The 25679-nt window shown below is 55.1% G+C and carries 20 protein-coding genes; 18 read left to right on the top strand and 2 right to left on the bottom strand.

The genetic code is table 11. The features are described from left to right. The first annotated feature begins 43 nt into the window (after positions 1–43). The 14 genes from NSS83_RS11325 (at position 44) to NSS83_RS11260 (ending at position 12714) form a co-directional block, all read left to right on the top strand. Positions 44–403, top strand: coding sequence for a hypothetical protein (locus NSS83_RS11325; RefSeq protein ID WP_076154203.1), 360 nt, complete (start codon positions 44–46; stop codon positions 401–403). A 43-nt stretch (positions 404–446) separates the two neighbouring features. Beyond that, a complete protein-coding gene (locus tag NSS83_RS11320) occupies positions 447–626 on the top strand; it encodes a YfhD family protein (protein ID WP_341017446.1) in 180 nt (59 codons plus the stop codon). Positions 627–748: 122 nt separating this feature from the next. Continuing rightward, positions 749–1108, top strand: coding sequence for a hypothetical protein (locus NSS83_RS11315; RefSeq protein WP_341184404.1), 360 nt, complete (start codon positions 749–751; stop codon positions 1106–1108). Between the two features lie 112 nt (positions 1109–1220). After that, positions 1221–2132 (top strand): methyl-accepting chemotaxis protein, encoded by a 912-nt coding sequence (locus NSS83_RS11310; RefSeq protein WP_341184405.1) that lies wholly within the window; start codon positions 1221–1223, stop codon positions 2130–2132. Positions 2133–2546: 414 nt separating this feature from the next. Then, positions 2547–3104, top strand: coding sequence for an RNA polymerase sigma factor (locus NSS83_RS11305; RefSeq protein WP_341184406.1), 558 nt, complete (start codon positions 2547–2549; stop codon positions 3102–3104). Beyond that, positions 3064–4725 carry a DUF4179 domain-containing protein gene (locus NSS83_RS11300; protein WP_341184407.1) on the top strand — a complete coding sequence of 554 codons (1662 nt, stop codon included), beginning with the start codon at positions 3064–3066 and terminating at the stop codon, positions 4723–4725. Before NSS83_RS11305 ends, NSS83_RS11300 begins: the two co-directional genes overlap by 41 nt. 111 nt (positions 4726–4836) lie before the next feature. After that, positions 4837–5418 (top strand): DNA-3-methyladenine glycosylase I, encoded by a 582-nt coding sequence (locus tag NSS83_RS11295; protein WP_341184408.1) that lies wholly within the window; start codon positions 4837–4839, stop codon positions 5416–5418. 161 nt (positions 5419–5579) lie between these two features. Then, positions 5580–6638 carry a 50S ribosomal protein L11 methyltransferase gene (gene prmA, locus NSS83_RS11290; RefSeq protein ID WP_341348269.1) on the top strand — a complete coding sequence of 353 codons (1059 nt, stop codon included), beginning with the start codon at positions 5580–5582 and terminating at the stop codon, positions 6636–6638. 2 nt (positions 6639–6640) lie between these two features. Further along, positions 6641–7324 (top strand): site-2 protease family protein, encoded by a 684-nt coding sequence (locus NSS83_RS11285; protein ID WP_341348268.1) that lies wholly within the window; start codon positions 6641–6643, stop codon positions 7322–7324. A 163-nt stretch (positions 7325–7487) separates the two neighbouring features. Continuing rightward, a complete protein-coding gene (locus NSS83_RS11280) occupies positions 7488–8252 on the top strand; it encodes an RsmE family RNA methyltransferase (protein WP_341348267.1) in 765 nt (254 codons plus the stop codon). A 3-nt stretch (positions 8253–8255) separates the two neighbouring features. Further along, positions 8256–9590, top strand: a complete 1335-nt coding sequence (mtaB, locus tag NSS83_RS11275) for a tRNA (N(6)-L-threonylcarbamoyladenosine(37)-C(2))-methylthiotransferase MtaB (RefSeq protein ID WP_341348266.1) — start codon at positions 8256–8258, stop codon at positions 9588–9590. Between the two features lie 288 nt (positions 9591–9878). Further along, entirely contained in the window at positions 9879–12125 is a 2247-nt protein-coding gene (locus tag NSS83_RS11270; protein ID WP_341348265.1) for an Ig-like domain-containing protein, read from the top strand. Positions 12126–12199: 74 nt separating this feature from the next. Then, positions 12200–12478, top strand: coding sequence for a hypothetical protein (locus NSS83_RS11265; protein ID WP_341184414.1), 279 nt, complete (start codon positions 12200–12202; stop codon positions 12476–12478). A 41-nt stretch (positions 12479–12519) separates the two neighbouring features. Then, a complete protein-coding gene (locus tag NSS83_RS11260; protein ID WP_341184415.1) occupies positions 12520–12714 on the top strand; it encodes a hypothetical protein in 195 nt (64 codons plus the stop codon). 108 nt (positions 12715–12822) lie between these two features. Here NSS83_RS11260 and NSS83_RS11255 read toward each other — a convergent pair whose 3' ends face one another. Continuing rightward, positions 12823–13200: an STAS/SEC14 domain-containing protein gene (locus NSS83_RS11255; protein ID WP_341184416.1), complete on the bottom strand. Its 378-nt coding sequence runs from the start codon at positions 13198–13200 to the stop codon at positions 12823–12825. A 154-nt stretch (positions 13201–13354) separates the two neighbouring features. After that, complete coding sequence (locus tag NSS83_RS11250; protein WP_341184417.1) at positions 13355–14338, bottom strand: Na/Pi symporter; 984 nt, start codon at positions 14336–14338, stop codon at positions 13355–13357. 100 nt (positions 14339–14438) lie between these two features. Between NSS83_RS11250 and NSS83_RS11245 the strand changes: the two genes are divergently transcribed. The 4 genes from NSS83_RS11245 (at position 14439) to NSS83_RS11230 (ending at position 25678) form a co-directional block, all read left to right on the top strand. After that, the gene (locus tag NSS83_RS11245; protein WP_341348264.1) at positions 14439–15842 is read left to right on the top strand and encodes a class I SAM-dependent rRNA methyltransferase; all 1404 of its coding nucleotides are present in this window, start codon (positions 14439–14441) and stop codon (positions 15840–15842) included. Positions 15843–16244: 402 nt separating this feature from the next. Next, positions 16245–19805: a helicase-exonuclease AddAB subunit AddB gene (gene addB, locus NSS83_RS11240; RefSeq protein ID WP_341184419.1), complete on the top strand. Its 3561-nt coding sequence runs from the start codon at positions 16245–16247 to the stop codon at positions 19803–19805. Next, entirely contained in the window at positions 19802–23989 is a 4188-nt protein-coding gene (locus NSS83_RS11235; protein ID WP_341348263.1) for a UvrD-helicase domain-containing protein, read from the top strand. Before addB ends, NSS83_RS11235 begins: the two co-directional genes overlap by 4 nt. 507 nt (positions 23990–24496) lie before the next feature. After that, entirely contained in the window at positions 24497–25678 is a 1182-nt protein-coding gene (locus tag NSS83_RS11230; protein WP_341184421.1) for an exonuclease SbcCD subunit D, read from the top strand. Position 25679 lies beyond the last annotated feature (1 nt).

Raw genomic sequence — 25679 nt, 5'->3', positions numbered from 1 at the left:
AAGCTTGAACGAGTGAATACCAGGCAGAAAGCAGGGAATTCCGATGTCTGAAAAAAGTATACTGGCCTACTTTAAAACCCCGGAAGAAGCGGAAGGGGTCTCGCGTAAGCTGCAGGCACTGCGTGCAGAGGAGATTTCGATTGACCGGTTCAGCAGGTTTGGGGGGAGTAGGCAGGAGCCGGGAGTGAATCCGGTAACCGGCAATTTGGCGAGCATGGATTCGATGACGGCAGTCAGTGACCATACGGGCATATTAGCTGCGGCGCATACGAGCGGGAGCGGAATGAGTCACGGCGGGGATGGCGGACCGACAGGCAGAAATATTTTGCTGACAGTTATTGTCGACGCGTCTGTCCATGGTCAGGCGATGTCGCTGATTGAGGAAGCCGGCGGAATGATTTGAAGCTGAGAGAATCAGATAATACATTGGAGGCTGATGGTAAGCTATGGACAGAGAGAACTCGAAAATCTTTTCCAAAACCGAAAAAATGAAAATGCTCTATGAGGCGAAGGCCGAGGATGTTGAATTCTCAGCGGCTGAAGCAGACCAGGATGATATAGAGGCCATGGACCGTTCCCGTGAGGCGGACAAGCGGCAGCTGGACGAGATTATGAAGAAGGAATAATTCAGTAAAGTCAAGAAGAGATGAACAGGCGAATTGTTGCTGTCGATACCCTGCGCAAGTGGGGTATTTTTGTGTTGTGGCGTGTATAATGGAGTGATATGCGAAGCCGGGAGGATACATAAGTGAATACAGTAATAATGTGGGTGGGGCTGGCGTTGCTGGTTGCGTTGTTAACCTTTTTGAACCAGAAGCAGGTCTATTCCTCCAAAATAAAGCAAGCTTATCAGGAGCTGCGAATGCTCGCTGATAAGGTCCAATCAGAGCAGTCGGAGGCCGCAGATCTTGGACGCTGGGAAGCCTCTATCGCCGAAATGGAAAAGCATCCCAATGAATTCAATAAGCTGGACAAGGAGATCGGCCTGCGCCAGGTCTTCGTCCAGTATCTGGAGCGGCATTATCCGCAGGATACGAGACTTCCAGAGCTGCAGGAAGCGGCTGCGTACCGGAAGGACAGCGTATGGGGGATTAAGATAGGGAATTAGAAAAACCATATCATTTTAAAAGCCGAAACAGCCGTTAATAAGAGTAAAGTGAAATAAGCGAGTATCGTCCGGCATAATAGTTAAAAAATGAGATGTATAGGGAGCAGTCAACATGGAAAATCTAGCAGACCAAGTAGTTACAGACGAACTGGTAGTCAAAGCTTTGGAAAAGAATCTCGCCATGATCCGGTTTGACCTGAACCGCCGTGTCGCCTATGTCAATGAGATTTTTGCCCGGTCGGTGAAATACAAAACGGAGGATATGTACGGCATGCAGCACAGCCAGCTGTGCTTCCCTTCATTCGTGAACAGTCCGGATTATGAGTTGTTCTGGCAGAATTTAATGGCTGGCCGGAGCTTCCAGGACAAAATTGAACGGATGGACGCAGAGGGGAATTCGGTCTGGCTGGAAGCTACCTATATGCCGGTGTTCGATGAGACAGATACCCATGTCATCGGCGTATCCAAGGTGGCCACCAACATTACGGAGAGACAGAATAACATGAGCCATGTCGTGGAGCTGATGCAGGGAATGGCGGATAGCCTCAATCAGCGTGCGGACAAAGGAATTGAGCGGAGTCAGGAGCTGCTGCTGAGTATTGACAGGATTGCCGAGGTGTCGAGCGAGAATACCGAAACCCTACTAAGTCTGCAAAAGCAGGCGGCTGCGATCCGCGGCGTAGTGCAGACCATCCGGGATATTGCTTCCCAGACCCATCTGCTTGCCCTGAACGCAGCTATTGAGGCTGCACATGCCGGAGAATTCGGCCGGGGATTCGATGTGGTGGCCAAAGAGGTAAGAAAGCTGTCTGCGATGGTGCAGGATCAGATTACCGAAGTCCGGGACAGTGTCCAGGCCATTACAGAAGAGGTCGGGAGAATATCCATTGGGCTGAACCAGGTGCAGGATAATGTGCAGCTCAGCCAGCAGCAGATTCAAGTGGCGCTGGATGAATTCACGCTGATCGCAAGCTCTGCGCAGGAGCTGGACAACCAGGCGCGCGAGGTTATGAACATTATCTAAGACGTGCTTGTTCTGAAGATGAGCAGTTATTCCTGGACAATTTATCGTAAGCAGTATGTAGCCTGTGTACACCAGGTGGACATGCTGCTTTTTTATTACACACATATAAGAAACACTAAAGAAATAAACGAAAAGCAAAAAGAAGCGGAGGGGAAATTTGGAACTGTAGGAGCGATAGCGTCCGCCTAAAAGCTTTCCGTAGGAAAGCTAGCATCGGAAGCATTAGCAGTCTCCGGATTTCAACAGCGATCAGCGGAGAAAATCAAGAAATCTGGAGACAACAGCGGCCGGAAGTCCAAATATTCATCGCAGCGACGAACAAGCTTTGAGTAAGAATTCATGCTGAAAATGAACCTTTTGCCGCCCGGAGTTGTTATAAGAAACAGAACGAACAGGAAAGGAGGGCATGCTCAAGTGGATAACAAGGAATTATTCCAGACCTACAACAAGGAGGTATACCGCACCTGCTACTATATGGTGCATGATGCTGCCGATGCTGAGGATCTGTGTCAGGAGGTATTCATCACTCTCTTCCGCAGCGAGCGGCAGGGCATTGAATATCTGAAGGCGTGGATTATGAAAATCACCGTCAACACCTGCCTGAACCATCTGAAGCGCAGGAACAGCCTGCAGCAGAAGCTGACGGCCCATCTCCATATGTTCAGGGAGAATCCGCAGCCGCTGGTAGACAAGCTGGTGGAGCAGAAGGAAACGAAGCTGGAATGGGCCGGGTACATGTCCCGGCTCCCGGCGAAGATCAGGGCGGTGCTGACTCTGCGGTATATGCATGATTTCAGTCTGGAGGAAATCCGCCGGATGCTGGATATCCCGCTGGGGACCGTGAAGTCCAGACAGCACAAGGGACTCCGTATGATGAAGAAGATTCTGGAAGAAGCGGGCGTTCAGCCCATAACGAAGGAGGACGAAGAATATGGACAGAACCGAAGCGCAGTTAAAGCGTCGCTTAAATGAAGATCAGGAGCTGAATTACCCTGATTTCGAGCAAATGTGGGGCCGGATGGAGCAGGCCGGATATACTTCCTCCAAGGGCGGCAGCCGTGCGGGAGCAAATAGCCCGGTCCGCCATCGTAACTGGCGAAAGATCACTGTCGCAGCCTCCTTCAGCGTAGTGCTGATGGCTGTTCCTGTATATGCCGCTGTGCAATACGACTGGGGTAATCTGCTCAACCATAGAAGTGGTATACAGGCTGCACTGTCCAAGAATCTGGGTCAGGCGCTGGGCCAAACGATAACTAAGGATGGAGTAACCCTGACACTGCATACAGCGCTCTCTGATGAGAACCGGACTGTAATTCTTTATAGTCTCGATGTTGGAGGAGATAAGGGCAATGGTATGTGGAATGTGAACGGAATGTCTCTTAAGGATGCAAAAGGGAACGGCGATGACAATGAATACTACTACCAGCAGTGGGATGAGAAGAACAAACGGTACAATGGTTATTTTGAGACGAACTGGAGTCCGGGACAGGAGACGGTCAAGGTGAGCCTGACCGCAACAGGAATTCAATCCTATTCCCAACAAGAGGTGGACCTGAAGCTGGACACGGACTCGCCGGAGCTGCAGAACTTCCAGGTAAACCGGGATGGACTGGAGTCCTTCAGTGTTCTGCCCTTTAAAGAAGGGAATGAGCGTCTGATGCTGTCCACGGCAGCGATTTTTAATGATCTGGAATCCAAGAGCTTGGCATACCCTCAAATCATAGCATACAGAGATGGAGAGCCTGTCAAGAACTCTCAACCAGGTGCCATGGGCAAGCCGGGAGATAACGGGGAATATACCTCACTTCAGTATTACAATCCTGTTGACGTCCCTCAGGCAGAGACGGCATATAAACTCAGCTACACCAAGCTTGAACGCAATATTGAGGGTCCGTGGACATTCGATTTCGAGCTAAGCAAAAAGAAGATGGCAGGCGCCACGATGAAGACGGTTCTGGATCTGCCACTGGAAGCGGAAGACGCCGGTAACCGGATTGAGCAAATGGTTGTAACACCTACACAAATCCGTGTGTCCATCCGGACTAAGGCTAAATTCGCTGAGCTGCCATATGTGAATTATAGTCTTGAGGTAGGCGGGCAGAAGCTGGAAGGCGGATTGTGGTATTCGACATCGGAGGACAAGGATCTGAGAACACTGCGTTTCGAACGGCCGGTAGATCTTGAGATCACAAAGACGACGCCCATGACGCTTGTAGGTAATTATAAGGTTACCCGGCATGAGGATGACAAGAAACCACTGAAATTAACCAACATCTCCAGCGAGAAGCAGACGCTAATCCGGCAAACCGGCGGTTACCCGGTGCAGTGGACCTATTATATGCAGGGTGCGGATCTGTATGTAGAGATGAAGAGTGATGATCCCCATTTTGGCGGCGTGAATCAGACTCATATCGGCACTGGTAAAGATCGAATCTTAGGTAAACCAGTGACAGTAAGCTTTCGTGGAGACGGAAATAATCACAGCATGGATGTATACAAGGATTTTAAAGGCACAGAAGCTTCAATATACATGTTCTTCTACTCTACCAATGAACCGGACAAAGAGACACGGGTACAGCTGCAAGGACAATAGTAACATTATTTTAACGGGAAGAACCTTGTGTTCTTCTCTTTTTTTCGTATACAGTTAGTAGATACGGCTTATGAATAGCCGAAGGATCATAAGGCAGAGGAGAGAGGCACGGTGGAACTGAAGCGCTGCGATTGGGTGAACACGGACCCGCTATACATAGCTTATCATGATGAAGAATGGGGCAAACCGCTGACTGACGGCTTGAAGCTGTTCGAACTGCTGATGCTGGAGGGGATGCAGGCCGGACTGAGCTGGTATACGGTGCTTAAGAAGCGGGAGGGCTTCCGCGAGGCTTTTGACGGCTTTGATCCGGAGAAGATCGTGCTGTATGGGGAGGACAAAATCGAAGAGCTGATGCAAAATACGGGGATTGTCCGCAACCGTCTGAAGATTAAGGGAGTGATTACCAATGCACAGGTGTACCAGCAGATCTGCCAAGAGGAAGAGGGAGGCTTTGCCGGTTATCTGTGGAGCTTTGTCGGCGGCAAGTCGGTGGTGAACCACTGGAAGAATAGAGCCGAGGTGCCCGCAACCACTCCTGAGTCTGATCAGATGAGCAAGGCGCTGAAGCGCAAAGGAATGAAGTTTGTCGGCTCAACGATCTGTTACGCTTTTATGCAGGCATCCGGGATGGTGGATGACCATTCGCTGGATTGTTTTTGCCGCAGCACCCCGGCTGCTATAGAGAGTTGAACGCAGTTTGGCGCTGAACGGGTAAGAAATGCTATACTAGCTAAGACATGCTTCAAGGGAGATTATGCTCGCAAAACTTAAGTCTATGCTTCCGAAGTAAGTTTGTTCGAAGCAGAATCGAGAGAAGTAACGCTTACAAACTTTTAGGAGGATTCATTACCATGCTATGGCACGAATTAACGGTACATACAACGGAGGAAGCACAGGAGATGATCTCCAATCTGCTGGTTGAGGCCGGAGCGGGCGGAGTCTCTATTGAAGAATCCGGGACGCTGAATAAAACCCGGGATACACGTTACGGTGAATTATATGATGAACCGCTCAATGACATCCCTGAAGGGGAAGCGGTTATTAAAGGATATTATGCGGAATCGGTGGACATGGACGCGGTTGTGGCCGAGGTGGCTCCAAGGGTTGAAGAGCTGAGAGAGTTCGGCATCGACCCCGGGCTGGCACAGATCTCATGGAAGACGGTGGATGAAGATGATTGGGCTCATGCCTGGAAGCAGTATTTCAAGCCGCTGCGCGTCTCCGAGCGGTTGACCATTAAGCCGACATGGGAAGAATATACCCCGGCCTCCGCCGATGAGAAAATCATTGAAATTGACCCCGGCATGGCCTTCGGGACCGGGACGCATCCGACAACGGCGCTGTGCCTGCGTGCTCTTGAGAAGCATATTGTCAGCGGCGACGAAGTCATCGATGTAGGTACAGGCTCCGGTATCCTTGCTGTCGGAGCGATGCTGCTTGGTGCAGCCTCCGTCCTGGCGCTGGATCTGGACCCGGTCGCTGTGGTGAGCGCCCGCGACAATGTGGCGCTGAACCGTTTGGAGTCAGCGATCACCGTGAAGGAGAGCGATCTGCTCTCGCTGCTGGGCGGTGAGGGGGCGGCGGATACCTCAGCCGGAGAGATGTGGCCTTCAGCCCGGCCAAGCAATACGGCTGACCAAGAGGCCGTTCCTGTTGTACCTCCGGCGGCAGACGGGCTGGGAGTGACTCTTCCGGTCCGGGTGGTTGTGGCGAATATTCTGGCCGAGATTATTGTGCTGTTCACGGACGATGTCTACCGTGCGCTTCAGCCTGAGGGGATCTATATTACCTCGGGGATTTATAAGGATAAGGAAGGGCTGGTAGCAGAAGCGCTTATGTCCTCCGGTTTCGAGATTTTAGAAGTAACCCGCGAAGAAGATTGGGTGGCGTTCACAGCCGGAAAGAGGTAGACATGGGTTCTCTGGATCAAATTTTAGTATATCCTTTGCAGCAGCTTCCGTTTTTTCTGATTACGATTGTTATTGCGTTTACGGTGCATGAATTCGCCCACGCTTATTTTGCCAATAAATTCGGGGACCCTACAGCGCGACTGCTGGGCCGCATGACCTTGAATCCGGCAGTGCACTTTGATCTCTTCGGTATCATTCTGCTGCTGATTGCAGGCTTCGGCTGGGCGCGTCCAGTTCCGGTGAACCGGGACAACTTCAGTCGTCCCCGTCTGATGGGAGTTATCGTATCAGCCGCCGGGCCAATCAGCAATCTGCTGCTCGGTATTCTGGGCGCGCTGATCTATGCGATTCTTGTGGGGACGGGCACGATGGATTCGATCAAGAACGAGCAGGTGCTCCGGGCGCTGATCTGGTTCTTCGGGATGTTCATTCACTTCAACTTCTTCCTCTTCGTATTCAACCTGATTCCGCTGCCGCCGCTGGACGGTTACCGGATCGTAGAGGATATCGCACCGCGTCCGATCCGGGGAAGACTTCAGCAGTATGAGCAGTATACCGTTTTCCTTTTTCTGCTGATCATCTTCATTCCGGGTTTGCGCGCCTATACGATAGAACCGCTTAGCTACTGGGCGACCCGGACTGGCAATGATTTCTTCCAGCTGTTCCTCAAAATGTTCGGGGTCTGAGCATGGCAGTGCAGACAGGGACTGTTCAGTGCATAGCAAACGTTGTAGAATATAATGTGATTATTAAGTAGATGAATGATACGTGTGAAGCGGCGGCCGGGACCTGATTTGACGGGGACTACGCCGCTTTTACGCTGAATAACGGATAGGATGAGGATGAGAGATGCAGCGTTATTTCGTAACTCCGGCACAGTTCGGAGCAGACAAGGTTAGCATTGATGGTGAAGACGCCCGCCATATCGCCAAGGTCATGCGCGGCAAGGCCGGGGACAAGCTGATCGTCAGCGACGGTGTGTCCCGCGAGGCACTGGCCGAGATTGCTGACATAGAGATCGGTCTGGTCACTGTGAGCATATTGGAGCCACTGGCGATGACTCATGAGCCGCGCATCCAGATTACTGTCGCCCAGAGCCTGCCCAAAGGGGATAAGCTGGAGACAGTCATTCAAAAATGTACGGAGATCGGGGCTGTAGCCTTCACGCCGTTCCTCTCAGAGCGGACCATCGTGCAGTACGATGAGCGCAAGGAGAGTAAGCGGGTAGAGCGCTGGCGCAAAATCTGCAAGGAAGCTGCCGAACAGGCGCACCGGAATATTGTTCCGCAGGTGAATTCGCCGCTCAGCTGGAAGCAGCTGCTTCAGAGCTTCAGCGGCTATGACGCCGTCTATTTCTGCTATGAGAAGGAAGAGGGGCTCCAGCTCCGCAGCGCAGCCGCGCCATGGCTGGCATCGCTTCCGCAGGAGGCTGCGGCCAAAGTAATGATCGTTGTAGGGCCGGAGGGCGGCTTCAGTACGGAGGAATGCCGGCTGGCTGAGGAGGCCGGAGCAGTCTCTGTCGGGCTGGGGCCGCGTATTCTTCGCTGTGAAACCGCAGGTATGGTTGCCGCCGCCTGCATTTTATATGAATCCGGAGAAATGGGAGGAGCTTAAACCATGCCATCTGTAGCTTTTTATACACTGGGCTGCAAAGTCAATTTCTATGATACCGAGGCCATCTGGCAGCTCTTTAAGAATGATGGATATGAGCAGGTAGATTTTGAGGGTTCCGCCGATGTCTATCTGATTAACACCTGTACGGTGACCAATACAGGCGACAAAAAAAGCCGCCAGATGATCCGCCGGGCGGTCCGCCGCAATCCCGAGGCGATCGTAGCTGTTACCGGCTGCTACGCGCAGACCTCACCTGGAGAGATTCTCGATATTCCCGGAGTCGATCTGGTGATCGGCAACCAGGACCGTGAACAAATCATGACCCATGTGAAGAATATTCAGGAGTCGCGCCAGCCGGTGAATGCGGTCCGTAACATCATGAAGACTCGTGAGTTCGAGGAGATGGATGTGCCCGGGTTCGCTGACCGGACGCGTGCGTTCATGAAGATTCAGGACGGCTGCAACAACTTCTGCACCTTCTGCATCATTCCGTGGTCACGCGGTCTCTCACGCAGCCGTGATCCAAAATCGATTGTCGCCCAGGCGCATCAGCTGGTGGAGGCCGGATACAAGGAATTCGTGCTGACCGGCATCCATACCGGCGGGTACGGGGATGATCTGGACAACTACCGTCTCTCCGACCTGCTCTGGGAGCTGGATAAGGTGGACGGGCTGGAACGTGTCCGCATCAGCTCCATTGAAGCGAGCCAGATAGACGAGAAGCTGCTGGAGGTACTGAACCGCAGTACCAAGATGTGCCGCCATCTGCATATTCCGCTCCAGGCGGGCCATAACGAGGTGCTGAAGGCGATGCGCCGGAAGTATACCGCGGAAGAGTATTTTGCCAAAATGCAGCTGATCCGTCAGGCCATGCCGGATGTGGGGATCACAACCGATGTAATCGTCGGCTTCCCGGGTGAGACGGATGAGATGTTCCGCGCAGGCTACGACTTCATGAAGGCGGTCAACTATTCGGAGATGCATGTCTTCCCGTATTCCAAACGGACGGGAACACTGGCTGCACGGATGCTCAATCAGGTGGATGAGGAGATCAAGAATGCGCGTGTGCAGGAGCTGATCGACCTCTCTGAAGAGATGCAGCTGGCCTATGCCCGGCGCTTCGTGGGACAGACTTTGTCCGTCATTCCGGAGCGGGCCGCCAAGGGTTCAGCGGGACGCAGCGTACAGCACGGCTTCAGCGACAACTATCTCCAGGTGCTGTTTGACGGCGACGATTCGCTGCAGGGCGAGCTGTGCCAGGTGAAGGTAACCGAAGCCGGCGTGAATGAATGCCGCGGCGAGCTTGTTAGTGTGAGCAGGGCAGTTCCGGCCACCTGATCAGATAGACCGCTACAGGATGTCTTCTGTGCCTTCTACGGCAGGAAGACATCCTGTTTTTCGTTATGCCGTAATTATCTATTTAAATTGGACTTGAAAAAACAGATTGGGAAAAGTGGCGGAGGGGAATTTTGACAGGTACATTTTATATAGTTACAAAGACCTGAATTTGCCCGGGATTCGTGAAATACGGAAAATGGGGTAAAGACTTGGGCCGGATTTGTCGATATAGTGGAAGAGAGTGGGAAAAAAGTCCACCGATAATCAGACCGTCTAAGGAGAGAACAGATGACCGTGTACAGGAAAATGACAAAAACGCTCCTCATTATGATACTGCTCGTTGTAGCCGCTTTTCCGGTAAACGTCTTTGCCGCTGCTGGAGACACTATCTCTATTGAATTCGACAGCGCAGCCAAGGTTGAGCTTACCGTGGGCCAGTCACCGAAGCAGCTTAAGGTATATGCCAATGTAGAAGGCTCCGCATCCAAACGGGATGTAACGGCAGCCGCGACCTGGACTTCTTCCAAGACTGAAGTAGTTACAGTACTCAACGGCCAGCTTAGACCGGTAAGTGCTGGAACGGCGATGATCACAGCAACCTACAATAATGCCATAGCCTCTGTAGAGGTATCGGTCACTCACTCCTTCAAGGAACTGAAATTGACCCGCAGCACAGAGGGCAGCTATAAATTAGGCGACAAAGATGAGTTGCTGTCTGTTACGGCGACCGCCATCGGCGGAACTTCGGCCACTGCAGAGAAGGATGTCACCAAGGATGCAGAATGGAGCAGCTCGAATACGGGCGTGCTGACTATTGCTGCGGGCAAGATTACACTGGTCGGTGAAGGTAAGGCTACTATTACCGCCAAGTACAAAGGATTAACCGAAACGATCAAAGCGGTAGTAGAGCTTCCTTATGCCGCTATTGTACTGAAAGATAAGAACGACACCATCGTTAAGGAAATGGAAATGCTGGTCGGGGACAATCCGGTCAAGCTGACCGCCAAGACCAAAGCTACTTCGGCAAGTCAGGAGATCACCCTGGGCAATGAGGTAGAATGGAGCAGCTCCAGCGAGAGCGTAGCTACTGTTAAAGACGGCGAGATTACCATCCTTGGCGTGGGTAAAACGGTCATCACCGCAAGCTATCTGGGTGTCACCCAGTCGGTGGATGTCTATGTGCGTGCGCCTTATGAAGCGCTTGTGCTGAAGCCTTCCGGCGACCAGTCGCTTTTCCTGGGGGAGAGTCTGAATGTAACCGCAGAAATGCGTAATGCTATCAATTCAACCTCGAACGAAACAGCGTCCGCAGTCTGGACCTCGGACAACCTGATGAATGCTACTGTAATTGCCAATACGGCAGATGCAGGCAATGCTTATGCCACTGTTACGGGTAAAACAGTAGGAACCTCAATCATTAAGGCCAGCTATCTGGGAATCAGCAAAAGCTTCAAGATCACCGTCTATCCGACGCTGACTGAGCTGGGCCTGGAGAAGACAGAGCAGGAAATATACACGGCGGATGCGGTCAGTCTGCCGAAGGTGAACGGAACTAAGTATGACGGAACCAAGCTCGACATCAGCGATGAGATGGAGTGGACCTCTGCGAATGAAGAGATTGTGTCCATCAAGGACGGGAAGTTTGTCGGCGGCAAGGCAGGTACAGCAATCCTGACCGGGAAGCTTAAGACTGGTGAAGTGACCTCCGCTTCCGCTACAGCCATCCGGTCCAAGACAGTTCAGTTTAATGTAACAGTTCAGAACAAAGTTCTGGTCCTAATCGGGCCTGATGAAGCGCTGGGCGTAGTCATGGGCGAAGAACTGCCGCTGCCTGCTGTTCAGGCTGTACTGGAGAATGGCGACGAGCTGGACGTATCAGGAAGCATTAAGTGGGAGTTGAGCGGCAGCAATGCTGTTCTTAAGCAGACAAGCACAGCGAAGACTATCAAGGGATTGGTCAAAGGTACGGCAACCCTGAAGGGGACTTATTCCAATAAGACTATCAGTGTTCCGGTGACGATTGCACAGAAGGTCGTGAAGCTGGTGGTGGACCCGGCAACGCTGGAAATGAACATTAAGGCCTCCAAGTCCATTAAGGCGACTGGATACTTTTCTAATGGTAAATCTGCCAACTTCTCGAGTGCAATGAACTGGCAATCCTCGAACCCTGCTGTGGCCACCATTAACGGGACTTCGGTCAAAGCACTGGCTGAGGGAACTACAACCCTGACCGGTTCCTACCAGGGCATTCAGGCGACGGTTAAGATTACAGTTGTTCCTAAGCTAATGAAGCTAACGGTCAGTGAGAACCGGCTGAATCTTGCACCGGGAGCAGGCAAAAACGTAGTAGTAACCGCGCTGTATGATACCGGCCGCACTGCGGTTGTTACAGGAAGCATGGTCTGGACCAGCTCCAAACCTGCTGTCGCCCAGGTCAATGCTACTGGGATGATTACAGCAGTGAGCAAGGGGAGCGCATCTATTAAAGGAAAACTGGGAACCAAGACAGTTACGGTATATGTTACTGTGAAATAGTGTAGTGCTGCCGGCGGTTTGAGCGGCCACCAAAAGACCTGTACATTCGTCCATGTGGACGGTGTGCGGGTTTTTTGTCTATTCCCGAGCATTCCATTCTGCGCTTCCAGTTCCTTAAGGTGGAGCTGCGTAAGCAGAACTGGCGGCGCTTCATCGACTCATACAATGCAGTGGCTGCTGCGTTATTAGCGAAGACGGGGTATACTACAAGAGAAGCGAGAGATGTACGGCGGGAGTTCCTGCGTATGTTCATCAAGCTCAGGACGCGATTGGATCAGGGACGGCTGGCGCTGATTATGTCAGTGGTGGATTTGTATTTCAAGCCGGACCGGCACAGGATGAGGAGATTCTAAGAGAATTAATTGATCATTACCCGGAGGAGGGAGAAGCTATCATGGAATTGATGCCAGCCTGGAAGCGTTGGGGATATGAAGAGGGCAAAGCCGAAGGTATTGAGGAAGGCAAAGCAGAAGGAAAAGCAGAAGGTCAGGCGGAGCTCATCCGTAAGTTGCTGCTCAATGGATTTTCTCCCGAAGTGGTCTCTAAGGCTGTTGAATTGCCGCTGGATAAGATTAAGAAGCTGATGTAAATATAGACCTGGGGCGATGGTGCCCTAGGTCTTTTTTAGCTTCTCATTTAAAGATGCAATTTCTATTACAGATCGCCGAATCACAATGAATTGGAAATTTTTAATATTTTATATTGGATACTCCTTTAACCAAATCAATGCTTGCTCATAATCATCAAAAAATTCTACGGATTTTTTGGTGTTGGTTTGTTGTAAATGATTCATGATCTCTCCTTCTTCAAGGAGAAATGCAATAGCCTTGCTGTGATTCAATAAGGTTTCGTTAAAGAACATATCTTTCCATGCTTTTTGGACAGAAAAGTGATCTGGTGTGTATCCCTTTCGATCCACCAACAATTTGTATTTCCGATTCGTGGAAATGAATTGCTGGCAAGCATGCTCGAACCCATAAAACCATTCATTAACATCATCTGTTGTAATCCTGCCAATTAGATGGGTAACGATTAAATCCCCTGAAACTGTTGTACTGATATTCTGATTACTCAACTTTGGAATCATCTCCCTTAGTTTCAATTATGCTTATTAATCTTGCAAAATCAATGAGGGGAAATTTCTTGCGTAATTAAGCTTTGAATTAGTACTGTCCGGCGGATTTGAAGTATAATGAGGACTGCGATTACGATTCTTGGAAGGCTCAGGGCTACAGCCGCTGCTCCAGCCGGGACCAGACGGGCAGATAGCATAACGGGAGTACTCCCAGCGAGCAGATGACGTTGAAAATGGTCTGGGCGTGGGCGAGCTGGGCGGCAGGTCCGCCGCCGATCCAGGCGGACAGGGATTGCAGCGGCTGGATGAAGGGCAGGAAGAGCAGGGCGCCGCCGATATTCAGCGCCACATGCGACCAGGCGACGAATACGCCGGAAGGCGTACTGCCGATGGCGGCAATGACGGCAGTGACGCAGGTGCCGATATTCGCGCCGAGGACGATGGCGATGCCAAGCGCAGGGGGCATCACGCCGCTGGCGGCGAGGCCCATCGCCATGCCAATAACTGCGGCGCTGCTGTGCACCATCGCCGTCAGCACAGCCCCGGCGGCCAGCCCCCAGAGTGCGCTGGTTGCGGCATGCCCGAGAAACCAGCGGAACAGGGCGCTGCCTTCCAGGGCGGGGCCGATGGACTGCATGACCGCGATGCCCCACAGGACGAGCGCGAAGCCGGTGACCGCGAGGCAGATGAACTGCAGCGGTCCCGAGATCCGGCGGCAGAGATCAAGCAGCCGCCGGGACTGGGGGGCCAGCTCGCCGGCCATCACGGCGGCGGCCCACAGGCAGAGCGCCGCGATCAGCAGCGGCGCGGCCAGCGTGCTGATCTGCAGGCTGATCAGCTCCGTTGTCAGGCAGGTGCCGATGTTGCTGCCGAGAATAATGCCAAGCGTGCGGGCATAGGTCAGCAGCCCGGCATTGACCATGCCGATGGTCAGCACCGTTACTGCGGTGCTGCTCTGCAGCAGCGCCGACAGCAGGGCGCTGACGATCAGGCCTTTGGCCGGTGTGGAGGTAGCCTTGTGCAGGCTGCGCTTCAGCAGCGGACCGGCCAGCCGCGACAGCGAGGCTTCCATCACCTTCATGCCGGCGAGGAATATGACAAGACCATAGAGGACAGGGAATAACAGTTCACGGATCATAAGGACAGGCTCCTTTTTGAACGGGGGTTGTACCAATATATGAACGCCAGGCATAGGACATGTATATTAATCTGGCAACAAGAATAGGGAGTTGAAGGTATTGGCATCAGTAATTCTGGAACGCAACCGTAAAAAAAGACTGGAGCAGGGCCACCCATGGGTCTTCGCCAGTGAAGTAGCATCTGTAGACGGAGAGCCGCAGGCAGGCGGACTGGTGGATGTTCTGACCCATCAGGGGAGGTACTTGGCTACCGGGTATTATAATCAGGCTTCACAGATCCGGGTGAGAATTCTGTCGCAGCACAAGCTGGCGGCGATGGACACGGCGTTTTTTGTAGAACGGTTCGCGGACTGTCTGCGGCACAGGGAACGCTTCCTGCCGGGGGCGGACGCTTATCGTCTGGTCTACGGGGAAGCGGATTTTCTGCCCGGGCTGATCATTGACCGCTTCGGTGAAGTCCTTGTGGTGCAGCTGCTGACACTGGCTATGGATCAGCGCCGCTCCGAGATAGTGGAGGCACTGGTGCAGGTGATGGCGCCGCGCGGCATCTATGAGCGCAGCGATGTCAGTGTACGGGAGCTGGAGGGACTGGAACAGACTACGGGTGTGCTCTACGGCGAATGCCCGCGCCACATTACCGTAAGTGAGAACGGGCTGAAGGTCATCGTCGATATTGAAGAGGGGCAGAAGACCGGCTATTTCTTCGATCAGCGGGAGAATAGAGCATCGATTGCTCCGCTGATGAAGGGCTGGGGCGGGCGCAGCGGAATTACACTGCAGAATGTAGAAATCGAGGATGGGTCACTACAGACGCTGCCGGTCAACAAAAGCGGCAAGCCTGTTACCTTCCCATATTGGGATGGTGCAACTGTGCTGGAATGCTTTGCGCATACGGGAAGCTTCACACTGCATGCCTGCAAATACGGCGCTAAGAAGGTAACCTGCCTGGATGTGTCTGCGCATGCCATCGAGAGCGCGAAGGCCAATGTGGAGATCAACGGGTTCAGTGACCGGGTGGAATTCGTGGTAGATGATGCATTTGCCTTCCTGCGCAATCAGGTCAAGGGTCAGGAGGAACGCACCGAGCGCGCTACGGGCGGCGCAGCGGCAGAAGGGAAAACCGGAAGCAAACCGGCTGCCAAGGCGGATACCGCGAAGCCGATGACCGCCGGGGGAGGACGCACGTGGGATGTCGTGATTCTGGACCCGCCTGCTTTTGCCAAGACCAAAAGCGCAGTGGCAGGTGCCGTACGCGGGTACAAGGACATCAATCTGCAGGGCATGAAGCTGGTGAATGACGGCGGATATCTGGTCACGGCCAGCTGTTCGTACCACATGCAGCCGCAGCTGTTCCTCGATACGATCATGGAAGCGGCCAAGGATGCCGGCAAGGTGCTGAGACTGATCGAATGGCGGGCCGCAGGCAAGGATCATCCGCAGATTCTCGGCGTGGACGAGGGGCATTATCTGAAGTTCGCCATCTTTGAGGTGCGCAGTAAATAGAACAGAAGTGCCAGACCCGGCGGGGCAGCCGGTTTTGCGGGAAGAGTCTCTTTTATAGAGGCTCTTTTTGATGTATTCTACAACTATCTGTTAGCATTGAAACTAATTTACATGAGTTTAATCAGACTTTTCCGTCCGCCGTTTGCGCGGCTACGGGAGAGTCTTTTATTTAAATATAAGCGTATAGGTTTCACACCATACATTATCCTTCTATTTCTCGACGAAACGGTACCGTCTTTTAAAAGGACTGCAAAGCGGTTTTCACTTAGTGTGTTTTGCAAACAATGGCAAACGTACGTTCTGGAGCGTGCGGTGGAGGTATGCTATACTATTGAGACGAGAGTTTTCATAGATTCTGGTGTCGCATAGAGTGCCAGAATTCAACGGAAGGAGTCTGCTGAAATGACGGTTAACTTCATCATCGGCCGCTCGGGCAGCGGCAAGACAACTACAATATGGGAGCGGGTATCCGCAAGGCTGAAGGCAGAGCCGCTGGGGGCCCCGATCATTATACTTGTTCCCGAGCAGGGATCGTTCGGAGCGGAACGGGGACTACTGGCGGCGGGCGGTGTGAAGGGAAGTCTGCGCGCCCAGACGCTCAGCTTCTCGCGTCTTGCCTACCGGGTGAAGCAGGAGACCGGAGGGAGCGCGAGTCTGCCCATCAGTGAAGAAGGCAAGAAAATGCTGATCTACAAGATTATCAGCAAGCGCAAGGAGGAGCTGAAGCTGTTCGGCGCTTCCTCGGACCGGCCGGGATTTGTGGAGCGGCTCAGCAGTCTGCACACGGAGCTTAAGCGCTGCTGTCTTGGAGCCGGAGACCTGGAGGAGCAGATCGGCAGAATGCGGGATGCCACACTGGGCAGCCCTATACTGGCCGGGAAGCTGGATGATCTGCATCTCGTCTTCAGCGAGCTGGACCAGGAGATGTCACAGCTCTATATCGATGAAGAGGACAGGCTGGCCGAACTGTCTGAGCATATCGCGGACTCTGCCTATATCCGCGGCGCTGAGATCTGGGTGGACGGCTTCCACGGCTTCAGCAACCAGGAATTCATCGTCCTACGTGAGCTGATGCAGTATGCTGACACCATGAACATTGCGCTTACACTGGACCGGATCTATCCGCCGGGCGCTGCCCCGCATGAACTGGAGCTGTTCCATCCGGCGGCGGTTACTTATATTAAGCTGCGGGGGTTAGCAGAGGAGATGGGACTTACCGTGTGGGATGAGCTGCTGGCTCCGCCCGTCCTGCCAAGGTTCAAGGACGCTCCCGTTCTCGCACATCTGGAGCGCGGTTTACAGCGCCGGCATCCCTGGACAGGACCGGCTGAACAGGTGAAGGAAGCCATCAGCATCCGGGCTGCGGCTTCACGCCGCACCGAGGTGGAGGGCGTGCTGCGCGAGATGCAGGCCCTGGCCAGAGAATCGGGAGCCAAATATGGGGAAATGGCGGTATTCATGCGCAATATGGCCGATTATGAGCCGTTGATCGCCCCGTTATTTCAGGACTTCGGCGTTCCGTTCTTCCTGGACCAGAAGCTTAGTGAGCTGCATCATCCGCTGGTGGAATTCATCCGCTCTGCCCTGGATGTCGTCCGCCGCCGCTGGCGTTATGAGGATGTGTTCCGCTGCGTGAAGACAGAGCTGCTGCTGCCGCTGGACGGAAGCATTACCCGCGCTCATATGGATGAGCTGGAGAACTACGTGCTGGCTTGCGGAATTCACGGCTACCGCTGGACGGACGGGCGATCCTGGAAGGGGATTCCCCGCCTCTCGCTGGAGGGCAGTGAAGCTGTTGATGAAGCGATGCTGGCAAGGATGGAGGCCTGCCGGAAGGCGGTCACCGAACCGCTGCAGGCGTTTGAGCAGAGAATCAAAGCCAGCCGCAGCGGCCTGGAGCTATGCCGGGCGGTATATCTGCTGCTGGAGGATACGGAAGCGGCACGTAAGCTTGAAGGGATGGGAGCGGAGTCTCTGAAGCAGGGCCGTCCGGAAGCCGCACGGGAGCATAGCCAGCTCTGGGGCGCTGTTCTGGGTCTGCTGGACCAGATTGCCGAAATGATGGGCAAAGAACGGATAGAATTCAGCCTGTTCGCCGGGGTGCTGGAGACCGGGCTGGCAGAGCTTAAGATGGGGCTCGTCCCGCCCGCACTTGACCAGGTGCTGGTAGGTACGATGGACCGTACCCGGGTGTCGGGAGTGAAGTACGCCTTCCTGCTCGGTTTCAATGAAGGAGTGGTTCCGGCGCAGTTCAAGGAAGACGGCATTCTGTCCGAAGGGGAACGCCTCCTGCTGGAGAAGTCCGGTATGGAGCTTGCGCCTGGCTCATCCCGGAAGCTGCTGGATGAACGTTTCCTGATCTACAATGCGCTTACGGCAGCCAGCAGGAAGCTGTGGATCAGCTATGCTGCAGCTGATGATGAGGGGAAGGCGCTGCTGCCCTCGGAGGTTATCCGCCAGCTGCAGGGAATGTTCCCGCAGCAGTTAGATGAACACTTCCTCTCCGGCTTCCCGCCGAGCGGTAATGATGACGACGCTGTCCATATGGACTTCATCGGCCATCCTGAGCAGACACTCCGCATGCTGCTGCTTCAGCTCCGCCAGTGGCGTCAAGGTGCAGAGATCCCCGGCATGTGGTGGGAGGTCTATAACTGGTTTGCGGCGGAGCAGGGCGCAGACAAGCCAGCAGGTGAACAGGCAGCGGAATACCGCCATGCGGATCTGTCTATGAAGCTGAAGCTGGAGCGGCTGCTCGGCTCGCTGTTCTACCGTAATGAAGGCATACGGCTGAAGAAGGAGACCAGTCTGCGCTTGTATGGCGGCTCCACGCTGCGCGGCAGCGTGTCACGGATGGAGCGGTTCGTTGCCTGCTCCTTCTCTCATTTCGCTTCCTACGGGCTGAGGCTGAAGGAGCGCCAGCTCTACAAGCTCCAGGCTCCGGATATCGGGCAGCTCTTCCATGCGGCCCTCAGTGAGATGGCGAAGCGGCTGCAGGAGCAAGGCCGCAGCTGGGGCAGCATGACTGCGGAGGAATGCCGCACGGAGGCGGGGAAGACCGTAGACAAGCTGTCTCCGCTGTTACAGGGAGAGATTCTGATGAGCAGCAAGCGCTACGGTTATATCTCGCGCAAGCTGAAGAATATTGTCGGCCGCGCTTCGGTCATCCTCGGGGAGCATTCGCGGCGCGGGAGCTTCGAGCCGGTTGGGCTGGAGCTGGATTTCGGTCCCGGACAGGAGCTGCCTCCGCTGAGAATTACACTGCCGAACGGCTGTGTCATGGAGGTGGTCGGGCGGATTGACCGGGTGGATAAGGCTGAAGGGGAGCAGGGGATTCTGCTGCGGGTTATCGATTACAAATCAAGCCAGAAGGACCTCAAGCTGCATGAGGTCTACTATGGATTGTCGCTGCAGATGTTAACTTACCTTGATGTGCTGCTGACCTATTCCGAGCAATGGCTCGGCCAGGCAGCACTGCCTGCCGGAGCGCTCTATTTCCACGTTCATGACCCGCTCCTGACCTCAGCCAACGGAATGAACCGGGAGCAGGCGGAGCAGGAGCTGATGAAGCGCTTCAAGATGAAGGGCCTGCTGACCGCTGACCGCGAGGTGGTCTCGCTGATGGATACCACACTCGACAAAGGGTATTCCTCTATTGTTCCGGTAGCGCTGAAGAGTGACGGCAGCTTCTACAGCAGCGCATCTGTAGCTACCCCAGAGCAGTGGGGGCAGCTGCGGTCCTCGGTGCGCAGCACGATCTCGGAGATCGGGACCAGCATTACGGAGGGGGATGTGGCGATACAGCCTTACCGCATCCAGCAGGAAACAGCCTGTACCTTCTGCTCCTTCCGTCCCGTCTGCCAGTTCGATGAAGCGGTGGAGGGCAATAGTTATAACATTCTAAGTAAGCCGGGCAAAGAAGTAATCTGGGATATGCTGTCCCGCAAAGGAGGAGAGAAGCTGTGAGCACAAGACCTGTACCCGAAACGAAGCCGGAAGGCAGTCTATGGAGTGACGACCAGTGGCGCGCCATTGCCGAGAGCGGCAGCGATATTCTCGTGGCGGCGGCAGCCGGTTCCGGCAAAACGGCGGTTCTCGTCGAGCGGATTATCCGCAAGATTAGCAATGAGGAAGCAGGCTTCAGCGTGGACCGGCTGCTGGTGGCAACCTTCACCAAGGCAGCCGCCTCTGAGATGCGCCAGCGTATCCGGGAAGCGCTGGAGCGTAAGCTTGCGGAGGACAGTGAAGGCGGGAATGAATACCTGCGCCGCCAGCTTGCTCTCTTGGGCAGAGCCTCCATTACCACGCTGCATTCCTTCTGCCTTGAAGTAATCCGCCGGTATTACCAGATGATTCCGATTGATCCCGGCTTCCGTATCCTGAATGAGCATGAAGCGGAGATGATGCGCCAGGAGCTGCTGGAAGAGCTGCTGGAGGAGAAATACGGCGAGGTTGCCGGGGACGGGGAAGATACCCTGTTCGTGCAGCTCGCAGACTGGTTCAGCGGTGAACGGAGCGATGATGCGGTGCATTCGCTGATCCAGCGGCTGCATGATTTTGCGCGCAGCCATCCCTGGCCTGCGCAGTGGCTGAGGGATACCGCAGCCGACTTTGCGCTGCCGGATGCTGAGGCTCTGAGCCATACGCCTTGGGTGCAGAGCATTCTTGCCGAAGCCCGGCTTACACTGAAGGGGGCGATCAGCCAGCTGGAGCAGGGGCGTGAGATCGCGCTTCAGCCCGGCGGTCCGGCGCCTTATGCGGAGAATCTTGCAGCCGATCTGGAGATGGCGCAGGGTCTGCTGGATGCGGTAGAATCACAGCCCTGGGCCGGATTATATGATATCTTCATGGAGATCTCCTTCGGGAAGCTGAAGCCCTGCAAGAAGGATGCTACGGACCCTCTGCTTCAGGAGAGCGTGAAGGCGATCCGGGATCAGGTGAAGAAGAGCCTGCTCGAGCTGCAAAAATCCCTGTTCGGCCGTCCGGCGGAATCCTTCCTGGGTGAACTACATACGGCGGCTCCGCTGATGCAGGAGCTGGCAGAAACCGTAATCGCGTTCGGTGAACGCTACCGTCTGGAGAAGGCAGGCCGCGGGCTGGTGGATTTCAGCGATCTGGAGCACTACTGCCTGCAGATTCTGCGCCATCCGGACTCGCAGCCGGGGCATTCGTTCCCGTCGGATGCGGCGATAGAGTACCGCAGCCAGTTTGACGAAGTGCTGCTGGATGAATATCAGGATACCAACAGCGTACAGGAGGAGATTGTCCGGCTGATCTCCCGGGAAGCCCCCGGTAACCGCTTCATGGTCGGGGATATGAAGCAGAGTATATACAGGTTCCGGCTGGCGGAGCCGGGACTGTTCCTGGATAAATACCGCAGGTTCAGTAATGAGCTGTCCCACAGAGACAGTGCGGGCAGCGACCTGCATGCCGGTGAGGCAGAGGGCCGGGCGGCGGGGACTGATCCGGGACAGGAGAAACAGGAAGATGGCCTGGTCATCGATCTGGCCCGCAATTTCCGCAGCAGGCTGGAAGTGGTGAATGCGGTGAATATGGTCTTCCGGCAGATCATGGACAGCAATGTCGCGGAGATCAGTTATGACGAGCGGGCAGAGCTGGTATACGGAGCGAATTTCCCGGAAGCCGCAGAGAAAGGGCCGGATACTTATTTTGCGCCGGAGCTGCTGCTGATCGACAAGGGGGGCTCTGCCCCGGGGCCGGCGGACGAAGCAGCAGAGGGCGATGAGCTGCCTCTTCTAGAGCTGGAGGCTGCCGAGAGTGAGACTGCGCAGCTGGAAGCACGGGCTATTGCCCGGCGCATCTCGCAGATGACGGGAATGACCGGCGGTGAGCCGCTGCTGATCTATGATAAAGCACTGCGGATCATGCGTCCCGTAGTCTACGGCGACATTGTCATTCTGCTGCGTTCGGCCCGGGTATGGACGCCGCTGATGATTGAGGAGCTGCGGGGTGAAGGTATTCCGGCGTACGGTGACCAGAACAAGGGGTATTTTCAGGCTACGGAGGTGGAGATTGCCCTCTCCCTGCTGCAGATTGTCGATAATCCCCGTCAGGACATTCCTCTAGCCGGAGTACTGCGCTCACCGGTGGTGAATCTCCGGGAGGAGGAGCTGGCGAAGGTGCGGCTGTGCAGCAGAGGGACGTTCTACGATGCGTTGGTTGCGGCTTCTGAAGCAGGGGAGGCACTGCGGGACAATCCGCCGGATCTGTTCTGGGAGGCCGCGCTGCTGGCGGGGCAGGATGCCGGTACCGGTGACACAGCCGGAGAGACAGCCGCCGCGTCAGAGCTTACGCCATCGTCAGGAAATGAGGGTGTCCAGGAAGGTATAACTGACGGAACCGATGCTTCGGCGGCGCTGCGGGATATTCCGCTTACGCTGCAGCGTAAGCTTAAGTCCTTCCTGGACAGGCTGGAGAACTGGAGAAATGCGGCCCGGCAAGGAAGCTTAAGCGAGCTGATCTGGAGGATCTACCGTGAGAGCGGGTATCTGGAGTGGGTCGGGGGGCTTCCTGGAGGCTTTCAGCGCCAGAACAACCTGAAGGCGCTGTATGACCGGGCTGTTCAATTCGAGAACGAGACCTCGGCCAGAGGACTGTTCCGCTTTCTGGTGTTCATCTCACGGCTGAGGGAGAACGGCGGCGATCTGGGGGTTGCCGGAGGAAGCAGCGAGGAGGCCGGGGGCGTCAGAATTATGACGATCCACAAGTCCAAGGGTCTGGAGTTTCCTGTTGTCTTCCTGGCAGGCATGGCCAAAATGTTCAACCGTCAGGACCTGCATTCTCCGTTCCTGATGCACAAGGAGCTTGGCTTCGGGCCGCGCTTCGTGGAGCGGGAGACCCGGGTCAGTTACCCGACGCTGCCCTATCTGGCGATTAACCGCCGATCGCGGCTGGAGCTGCTCGCTGAGGAGATGCGCGTGCTCTATGTCGGACTGACCCGTCCGCGCGACAAAATGATTTTGGTCGGCACGGTCAGAGATCTGCCGCGCACGGCTTCGGGCTGGGCAGCGATGCAGGGCCGCGAGGAGCTGCTGCTGGCGGATCACCTGCTGGCCCGGGGCCGCAGCTATCTGGACTGGGTGGGACCGGCGCTGATCCGCCACCCTGCCGCTGCTATTCTGCGCAAGCTGGCAGGCAGTGAGGGGCCGGTATCCACTGTGCTGCATGGCGATGAGTCGAACTGGAGCATTACGGTGACTGGTGCAGCGGAGCTTAGCCCGGGCGCTTTTCTTGCCGGGGATGGTGATCAGGACAAGAACGAACAACGCCGGGTAATTCTGGAGGCGCTCCGCAGGGGGAAGACGGTGTCAACACCTGAGACCCCGGCCGCTGCGCAGATTGCGGAGAGACTGGGCTGGACTTACCGGTATGCGGCAGCGTCAAGCATCCCTGCTAAGACCTCGGTCACCGAGCTCAAGGGGTTATTGTCGATGCAGGAGCAGCCGTCGTACGACCAGCTGGAGGAGCGGAAGCTCCCGGGCGGACCGGACGAACGGAACGAACGCGGGTATAGGGACAGCCTGCATCTCCAGCGGCCGAAATTCATGGAGCAGCGGGGACTTACCCCTGCCGAGCGCGGAACAGCCTACCATACAGTGATGCAGCATATTCCGCTGGATGAGCCGGTAGACCGGTCTGTGCTGGAGGCCACGCTTACGCGTCTTGAAAGGCTTGCTATCCTTAGCAGGGAACAGGCGGATGCGGTGGTACTGGAGGAAGTTGAGCAGTTCTGCCGGAGTGAGCTGGGCCACAGACTCTTCCATTCTGCCTGGAAGACCAGAGAGCAGCCCTTCAGCTACACGATGCCAGCCGGTGAAGCCTACCGGGGACTTGATTATCTGGATGAAGCGGCTGCCGGACTTGCGGATGGGCCGGGCGGCGGTGATTTTGCGGAGACAGTATTGATTCAAGGGGTGATCGACTGCCTGTTCCGGGAAGAGGGACGGCTGATTCTGCTGGATTACAAAACAGATCATATCCCTCCGCACGGGGACGGGCTTGCACAGCTGACGGACAAATACCGTTTCCAGCTGGAGCTGTACAGTAAGGCACTGATGGATATTCTGGGCGAGCCGGTCAGCGAGGTATGGCTGTACTTTTTCGACGGCGGACATGCTGTTAGGTTGTGAGTAGTGGGGAAGGGTTGCGTTTGCTGCGGTGGAGATAGGTGCTGAGCGGTAATTGAGACAAATTATATGCTTGCGGTCTGGCGATCGTTGGCTGAGCGAAGTCGTTCTCCCTCAGAATGATGCGAAATGTTGCACTTATTACAGCTTGAGTGTAGACATTGCTGCGTGTTGGATCGGATTGCTGTATGAAAGACAAGAATAGCTCTGTACATCGGCCTGAAGCAGGGGGAATGCTGCCATTCTTGCAACAATTCCAGTATAAGAACGCTACTTAGCGCAGGAAGGTTGTATTTCGTGCAGGATTAATTGGCCGATGACGAGGTGCAGCCGCCGTTAACCTAATTCAACCTAATTCAACCTCGAACAGAAGGAAAGATCAACGAAATCAGGAGACAACAGCGTATGGAAGTCCAAAGGTACACCTCAGAGACGGTCATGCTTTGAGTTCAAATCTTAAGTTCTTTTTATATATGATTGCCGCAGACAGGCGGGGAAAAGAGGGCGGAAATGCGCATATTGCATACGGGCGACTGGCATCTGGGCCGGACACTGGAGGGCCGGAGCCGGCAGAAGGAGCAGGAGCAGTTCGTGGATGAGCTGGTGGAGATTGCCGATTCCTCCGGGGCGGATCTGATTCTGATGGCGGGGGATGTCTACGATTCGGTGAATCCTCCGGCTGCGGCGGAGCAACTGTTCTATGACGCGGCGGCCAGACTGACGGCAGGCGGCCGTCCGCTGGTGGTTATCTCGGGCAATCACGACCAGCCGGAGCGCGTAGCTTCCGTGTCTCCGCTTGTCCGCAGACAGGGGATTACGCTCGTCGGAATGCCGACTTCGGAACCGGTCACGGTGCATGCTGCCAGAACTGGCGAGGTTGCCAAAATCGCTGCGCTCCCTTACCCCTCCGAAGCCCGGCTGGGCGAGCTGCTTGCCGGAGACAGCGGAGAGGCTGAGCTGCGGCTGGCTTACAGCGCCCGGGTCGGGCGGCTGATGAATCTGCTTGGACGCGAGTTCACCCCGGAGACCGTTAACCTGGCAATGAGCCATATCTATGTCCTGGGCGGCGTGGAGAGCGACTCCGAACGGCCAATTCAGGTCGGCGGCGCCTATACCGTTGATCCATCGGCACTCTCTTGCGGCGCGCAATATACGGCACTTGGGCATCTTCACCGCGCCCAGCGGGTCAAAGGCGACGGGATGATCCGCTACAGCGGCTCCCCGCTGGCTTACAGCTTCTCCGAAGCCGGTCAGGCCAAGTCGGTGGCCATGATTGATGTCGCACCGGGCGGGGAGCCGGTGTTCGAGGAGATTTATCTTTCCTGCGGGCGGCCGCTGGTGAACTGGAAGTCCACAGGCGGATTGCAGGAGGTCTACGGCTGGCTGGATGAGGGCAGGGACGCCGGGGCATTTATTGATCTGGAGCTGCGGCTAACCGAGGCCATGTCTATGAATGATATCCAGCGGCTGCGCAAGTCACGGGAAGGCATTGTCCATATCCGGCCAATCTATCCGCAGATGGAGCAGGAGCTGGAAGAGATGTCCCGCTCCCGCATGCCGGTACAGGAGCTGTTCCGCAGGTTCTATCAGCGCCAGACCGGCGGTGCGGAGCCGGATGACAGTCTGATCGCACTTTTCCTGGAGCTGGCTGAAGAAGAGCGGCATGAAGCTGCGGAAGGGGAGGAGAACTGAT

It is taken from the genome of Paenibacillus sp. FSL H3-0469 (genome assembly GCF_038051945.1).
In the GTDB taxonomy this organism is placed as follows: Bacteria; Bacillota; Bacilli; order Paenibacillales; family Paenibacillaceae; genus Paenibacillus_AQ.
The sequence above is the reverse complement of the archived record's forward strand: the minus strand, read 5'-3'. Positions and strand labels throughout refer to the sequence as shown.

What these genes read in the sequence shown, in the direction of transcription:
- NSS83_RS11260 (WP_341184415.1), top strand. Translation starts at nt 12,520, where the DNA reads ATGGAATTGATGCCAGCCTGGAAGCGTTGGGGATATGAAGAGGGCAAA.
- NSS83_RS11325 (WP_076154203.1), top strand. Translation starts at nt 44, where the DNA reads ATGTCTGAAAAAAGTATACTGGCCTACTTTAAAACCCCGGAAGAAGCG.
- NSS83_RS11285 (WP_341348268.1), top strand. Translation starts at nt 6,641, where the DNA reads ATGGGTTCTCTGGATCAAATTTTAGTATATCCTTTGCAGCAGCTTCCG.
- mtaB (WP_341348266.1), top strand. Translation starts at nt 8,256, where the DNA reads ATGCCATCTGTAGCTTTTTATACACTGGGCTGCAAAGTCAATTTCTAT.
- NSS83_RS11230 (WP_341184421.1), top strand. Translation starts at nt 24,497, where the DNA reads ATGCGCATATTGCATACGGGCGACTGGCATCTGGGCCGGACACTGGAG.
- addB (WP_341184419.1), top strand. Translation starts at nt 16,245, where the DNA reads ATGACGGTTAACTTCATCATCGGCCGCTCGGGCAGCGGCAAGACAACT.
- NSS83_RS11280 (WP_341348267.1), top strand. Translation starts at nt 7,488, where the DNA reads ATGCAGCGTTATTTCGTAACTCCGGCACAGTTCGGAGCAGACAAGGTT.
- NSS83_RS11310 (WP_341184405.1), top strand. Translation starts at nt 1,221, where the DNA reads ATGGAAAATCTAGCAGACCAAGTAGTTACAGACGAACTGGTAGTCAAA.
- NSS83_RS11320 (WP_341017446.1), top strand. Translation starts at nt 447, where the DNA reads ATGGACAGAGAGAACTCGAAAATCTTTTCCAAAACCGAAAAAATGAAA.
- NSS83_RS11270 (WP_341348265.1), top strand. Translation starts at nt 9,879, where the DNA reads ATGACCGTGTACAGGAAAATGACAAAAACGCTCCTCATTATGATACTG.
- NSS83_RS11250 (WP_341184417.1), bottom strand. Translation starts at nt 14,338, where the DNA reads ATGATCCGTGAACTGTTATTCCCTGTCCTCTATGGTCTTGTCATATTC.
- NSS83_RS11300 (WP_341184407.1), top strand. Translation starts at nt 3,064, where the DNA reads ATGGACAGAACCGAAGCGCAGTTAAAGCGTCGCTTAAATGAAGATCAG.
- prmA (WP_341348269.1), top strand. Translation starts at nt 5,580, where the DNA reads ATGCTATGGCACGAATTAACGGTACATACAACGGAGGAAGCACAGGAG.